General features: G+C 76.3%; 6 protein-coding genes. 3 read left to right on the top strand and 3 right to left on the bottom strand.

Annotated features, from left to right (window positions below):
* Window positions 1-846 (bottom strand): HAD-IB family hydrolase (locus VGP36_02465; GenBank protein ID HEV7653587.1); only part of this gene is annotated, 846 nt, incomplete at its 3' end.
* A 430-nt stretch (window positions 847-1,276) separates the two neighbouring features.
* Between VGP36_02465 and VGP36_02460 the strand changes: the two genes are divergently transcribed.
* Window positions 1,277-2,848, top strand: a complete 1,572-nt coding sequence (locus VGP36_02460) for an AMP-binding protein (protein ID HEV7653586.1) — start codon at window positions 1,277-1,279, stop codon at window positions 2,846-2,848.
* Here VGP36_02460 and VGP36_02455 read toward each other — a convergent pair.
* Together VGP36_02455 and VGP36_02450 are read right to left on the bottom strand one after the other, a co-directional pair.
* The gene (locus VGP36_02455; protein HEV7653585.1) at window positions 2,845-3,072 is read right to left on the bottom strand and encodes a hypothetical protein; all 228 of its coding nucleotides are present in this window, start codon (window positions 3,070-3,072) and stop codon (window positions 2,845-2,847) included. The genes VGP36_02460 and VGP36_02455 overlap by 4 nt on opposite strands.
* Complete coding sequence (locus tag VGP36_02450; protein HEV7653584.1) at window positions 3,069-3,227, bottom strand: hypothetical protein; 159 nt, start codon at window positions 3,225-3,227, stop codon at window positions 3,069-3,071. Before VGP36_02450 ends, VGP36_02455 begins: the two co-directional genes overlap by 4 nt.
* Window positions 3,228-3,269: 42 nt before the next feature.
* On the opposite strand from VGP36_02450, the gene VGP36_02445 reads away from it, so the two are divergent.
* Together VGP36_02445 and VGP36_02440 are read left to right on the top strand one after the other, a co-directional pair.
* The gene (locus VGP36_02445; GenBank protein HEV7653583.1) at window positions 3,270-3,509 is read left to right on the top strand and encodes a glutaredoxin family protein; all 240 of its coding nucleotides are present in this window, start codon (window positions 3,270-3,272) and stop codon (window positions 3,507-3,509) included.
* Between the two features lie 35 nt (window positions 3,510-3,544).
* On the top strand, window positions 3,545-3,992 hold a 448-nt coding region (locus VGP36_02440; protein HEV7653582.1), incomplete at its 3' end, for a hypothetical protein.

Below are 3,992 nucleotides of genomic sequence, written 5' to 3'. Positions count from 1 at the left end.
GCCCGCGACGACCGCCCCCGCCACCGCGCCTGCCCCGAGGACCGACGGCACGCCGATCCGGGCGACCTTGCGCCCCGAGCGGAAGTCCCGGATCTCCCAGCTGTTGCGGCGGGCGAGGCCGCGCAGTTCGGCGTCCGGATTGACCGCCACCGCGGTGCCCACCACGGAGAGCATCGGGGCGTCATTGATGGAGTCCGAGTAGGCCGAGCAGCGGCGCAGGTCCAGGCCCTCCCGGGCCGCGAGCGCGCGGACCGCGTGGGCCTTCGCCGGCCCGTGGAGCAGTTCGCCGACGAGGCGGCCGGTGTAGACGCCGTCGTGATGCTCGGCGACGGTGCCGAGCGCTCCCGTCAGTCCGAGGCGGCGCGCGATGATCGCGGCGAGCTCGAGCGGCGTGGCGGTGACCAGCCAGACCCGCTGGCCGGCGTCGAGGTGCAGCTGGGCCAGGGCCTGGGTGCCGGCCCAGATCCGCTCGGCCATGAGCTCGTCGTAGATCTCCTCGCCGAGCCGGACGATCTCGTCCACCCGCTTGCCGGCGACCAAGGAGAGCCCGCGCTCGCGGGCCGCGGCCATCCCCTCGTGCGACTCCTTGCCGCCGACCCGGAACTTCACCTGCTGCCAGGCGAAGTCGACGATGTCGCGGGTGGTGATGAAGTCGCGCGCGGCCAGGCCGCGGGCGAAGTGATAGATCGAGGCGCCGGCCACGATCGTGTTGTCGACGTCGAAGAACGCGCCCGCGGTCGGGTCGGGCGGCACCTCCAGGGCGCTCTCGACCTCGGCGGCCGCGGCCGCCGCCGTACCCGCCAGCACGGCGCGGACGTCCCGGGTCTCCCGGGATCGGAACTTCAACCGAGACACGGTTCCTGCCCGCCTTCCTCCGAAGTTGGGAAACCGGCCCGAACAGCGAGCGTAGGCGCAACCGCTGACCGGCCGTCGCCCGCGCGGGCGACGGCCGGTGAACAGCTGAGGCCTAGCCGCCCAGCCCGAGGATCCGAGCAGGCCCCGACCAGGCCGTGAGCACGTCCGGCCCGGTCGGGGCGGCCGCCCCGTGCTTCCGGCGGTTGCAGCCCGACGGACAGCACCGCGGCCAGCAGGGCACCGACGTCGCGCTGCGGCGCCGGGGCCGACCCGGCGTATGACGTCATCCGGCCCCACCTCCTCCCCCGACAGAGGTCTTCCGTGCCCGGCCCACGAGCGTAGGCGATCGTGCGCGGAGAGTTACAGGCAGGCACGGTACCGCATCGTTGCGCCGACAGGGAATGTGCCAGACTTCCCGCGTATGGAGGAGGCTGCGGCACCAGCGGTGCACACGGTCGCCGACCTGGTCGCCCAGGCCGCCGACCGCTCGGCGGACCATCCCGCGCTGGTGGCGGGCCCGGTCACGCTGAGCTGGGCCGAGCTGGACGCGCTGGTCGACCGCGCGGCGTCGGCGCTGCGGCAGCTCGGGCTCGCCCCCGGTGACCGGATCGTGCTCCAGCTCGGCAACTCGACCGACTTCCCGGCGCTGTACTACGGGGCGTTACGGGCGGGCCTGGTCGCGGTGCCGGCGAACGTCGCGTACACGGGGCCGGAGCTGGCCCACCTGCTGTCCGACTCCGGGGCGGTCGCGCTGGTCACCTCCTCGGTGCAGGTGATCGCGACCGCGGACACGCTGCGGACCGGGCCGCTGCGGCACGTGCTGGTCGCGGCGCCGTCCGGGCCGGACGGGACGCTGCCGCTGCCGGGACTGCTGGCCGCCGCGCCGCCGCTGGCGTTCCGGCACGTGCCGCGCTCGCCCGAGGACCTGGCCGTGCTCGCTTACACCAGCGGCACCAGCGGCCGGCCCCGCGGCGCGATGCTCACCCACCGGGCGCTGCTGGCGAACCTGGCCCAGTGCGCGGCGCTGCGGCCGGCGCCGGTGACCGCGCAGGACGTGCTGCTGCTGGCCGTCCCGCTCTTCCACGCGTACGGGCTGAACCCGGGGCTGGGGCTGCTGGCCCGGGCCGGCGCGACCGGCGTGCTGGTCGAGCACTTCGACCCGGCCGAGACGCTGGAGCTGATCCGGCGGCAGCAGGTCACCGCCGTCCCCGCGGTCCCGGCCATGTACGTGCGCTGGGCCCGCGAGCCCGGCCTGGCCGACGCGTTCGCGGGCGTCCGGCTGGCCACCTCCGGCGCCGCCCCGCTGCCGCCGGAGACCCTGCTCGCCTTCGCCGACGCCGGCGTGACCGTCTTCGAGGGGTACGGGCTGACCGAGGCCGCGCCGGTGCTGACCTCGACGCTGGTCGGCGGCGCGGCCAAGCCGGGGTCGGTGGGCCGGCCGGTGCCCGGGGTCGAGCTCCGGCTGCGCGAGGTCAGCGGGATGGAACCCGATCCCGAGCCGGACGACGACGCCGGGCCGGGCGAGCTCGACCTGATCGGATCCGAGGCCGGGCCGGGCGAGATCGTGGTCCGCGGGCCGAACCTGTTCTCCGGCTACTGGCCGCAGGGCACCGACGGCCCGGACCCGGACGGCTGGTGGGCCACGGGCGACGTGGCGTACGCGGACGACGACGGCGACCTGCACCTGGTCGACCGGCGGACCGAGCTGATCCTGGTCCGCGGGTTCAACGTCTACCCGGCCGAGGTCGAGGCCGTGCTGGCCGCGCACCCGACGGTGGCGGAGGCGGCCGTGCTCGGCCGGCCCGACGAAGAACACGGCGAGCGCGTCGTCGCGTACGTGGTCGCGGCGGAGGGGGCGAGCCCGGGCGAGCAGGAGCTGCTCGACTGGGCCGCCCGCTCGCTGGCCCGGTTCAAGCTCCCGGCCTCGATCGAGTTCGTCCCCGACCTGCCGCACTCCGCCACCGGCAAGGTCATCAAGGCCCGGCTGCGCTAGTCGGCTCCGGTGCCGGGGTCCTCGGTCTCGGCGGGCTCGTCTTCCTCGGCGGGCTCGTCGTCCTCGGCGGGCTCGTCGTCCTCGGCGGTCAGGCCGGCCGAGTCGTCCGGGGTGTTCGCCTCGGGCGTCGTGCGGGTGGCCTCGGCCGCGAAGCCGGTGTCGTCGCCGTACTCGCTCTCGGCCCCGGCCCGGTCGCTGTCCGGGTCCGGGCGCATCTCGGTCACTGGTCCTGGCCCGGGCGGTAGTGGACGGCCTGCTCCGGGTCGTCCGGCAGGTCGCCGGTGTACTCGGGTTGTTCCTCGGACTCCTGCTCGCGCAGCTCGTCGGCCTGGCGGTCGGCGTCGGCGGCGAGGTCGTCGATCGGGTTCGGCTGAGTCATGGTGCTGATCTACCCCGCAGCGCGCGCCGTAGACTCCGCGCCATGCCCGCCCGGACCGTCGAGCTGCTCGCCCGCGCCGGCTGTCACCTCTGCGACGACGCCCGCCGGCTGGTCGAGCGGGTGACGGCCGAGGCCGGGGTGCCCTGGAGCGAGACCGACGTGGACACCGATCCGCGGCTGCAGGCCGAGTTCGGCGATCTCGTCCCGGTCGTCCGGGTGGACGGCAAGGAGCTGGGCTACTGGCGCATCGACGAGGCGAAGCTCCGCCGCGCCCTTGGCTGAGGCCCTGGCATTTCTGTCACGGGGTGGGACCGGGCGTGGCCGGGACGGCCCGGGGCGGGGCCGCCGGGGAGGCGGTCGGCGTGACCGGGACCGCTCGCGGCGGGGCGGACGGCGACGGGGTCACCCGGGCTACGGGCGGCGTGGGCGGGACGGCGCGCGGCGGGGCGACCGGCGTGACCAGGACCGTGGGCCCGGCGACCGACGGCGACGCCACCGGCGGGACCGGCCGGGGCACGTCGGTGGCGCAGGCCCCGGGCGGCGTCGGCAGCGGGGAGACGGCGGCGGTCGGGCGCTCGACCGGGACCGGCGGCGTGACCGCGGGGATCGTCGACGGCCGGGCCTCGGGCGGGCCGCCCGGATCCGGCAGGCTCGGCCCCGGGGTCGCCGACTGCGTCGGCAGCGTGTCGGCCGGGCGGGGTACCTCGCTCGGCGTCACCGCCGGGTCGGGCGGCAGCGTCACGGCCGGGCCGGGCACCCGAGTGG

Source organism: Mycobacteriales bacterium (assembly GCA_035995165.1).
GTDB lineage: Bacteria > Actinomycetota > Actinomycetes > Mycobacteriales > CADCTP01 > CADCTP01.
The sequence above is the reverse complement of the archived record's forward strand: the minus strand, read 5'-3'. Positions and strand labels throughout refer to the sequence as shown.

What these genes read in the sequence shown, in the direction of transcription:
- VGP36_02445 (HEV7653583.1), top strand. Translation starts at nt 3,270, where the DNA reads ATGCCCGCCCGGACCGTCGAGCTGCTCGCCCGCGCCGGCTGTCACCTC.
- VGP36_02450 (HEV7653584.1), bottom strand. Translation starts at nt 3,227, where the DNA reads ATGACTCAGCCGAACCCGATCGACGACCTCGCCGCCGACGCCGACCGC.
- VGP36_02460 (HEV7653586.1), top strand. Translation starts at nt 1,277, where the DNA reads ATGGAGGAGGCTGCGGCACCAGCGGTGCACACGGTCGCCGACCTGGTC.